Source organism: Oleiphilus sp. HI0043, from assembly GCF_001634935.1.
Map to the genome: position 1 here is coordinate 1 of NZ_LWEY01001797.1, position 1,117 is coordinate 1,117.

The window sequence follows — 1,117 nt, forward strand, 5'->3', positions numbered from 1 at the left end:
TTACTATCACCCTCGCCACAACCGGAAAGAATTAAAAGGAGTGTAAACAGGGAGCTCCAAGAAAACAGTCTAAACCTTTGAGTTATCATATAAGCGGCACTTTTCCATGTCTGGCTACGTAGTTTAGTCAGTTGTAGCGATAGTCGGCTTTATTACAAAATATCCCTAATGCTACAAAATCAGAAAAAGTCTTACAAATGAAGGAATTCCGAAGCGTGAACTGAGACAACAAAAAGAAAAAGAGCGTTCAAAAAACGCTCTCAAATCGAAGAAAAATGACGAAAAGTTTAAAATCAGAATATGCGATTAAGACCATTTAGTGCCGCAACACGATATGCTTCTGCCATAGTTGGGTAGTTAAATGTGGTATTAATGAAGTAATCTAGGGTATTTGCATCACCTTCCTGATTCATAATCGCCTGACCGATGTGTACGATTTCGGCCGCCTGATCTCCAAAGCAATGGATTCCCAATATTTTTTTGGTCTCACGATGGAACAATATTTTAAGCATTCCGACCGCTTCACCGGTAATCTGAGCTCTAGCCAAGTCTTTGAAAAATGCCTGCCCTACTTCATAAGGAACTTTGGCTTCCGTAAGCTCCTTTTCATTCTTACCGACAGAGCTAATTTCTGGGATCGTATAGATACCGGTAGGTACATCATTAATAAACCTGAAGTAACTATCGTTAAGCAAAGCGGATGAAGCAGAGCGACCTTGATCGTAAGCAGCGCTAGCAAGTGCTGGCCAACCAATCACATCACCTACAGCATAGATATTCTCTACATCTGTTCGATAGTGGTCGTCAATTGAAAGCTGACCGCGTGAGTTTGCTTCAAGACCTATATTTTCTAGCCCAAGATTTTGGGTATTGCCGCTGCGACCATTACACCAAAGAAAAGCATCAGCTTTGATCTTTTTGCCCGACTCGAAAGTAACCTCTACACCGTAATCGGTACCGACAACTGTCTCGTAGGTTTCGTTGTGTCGGACAAGAACACCATTGTTTCGAAGGTGATAGCTAAGCGCATCAGAAATCTCATCATCAAGGAATGATAGTAATTTCTCGCCAGGATTAATCAGGTCGACTTTCACACCTAAACCGGAAAAAATTGATG

General features: G+C 41.5%; 1 protein-coding gene. It reads right to left on the reverse strand.

What is annotated here, in order from left to right:
- Positions 1-293: 293 nt before the first annotated feature.
- A partial coding sequence (locus A3729_RS27585) for an FAD-dependent oxidoreductase (RefSeq protein ID WP_197476182.1) occupies positions 294-1,117 on the reverse strand: 824 nt, incomplete at its 5' end.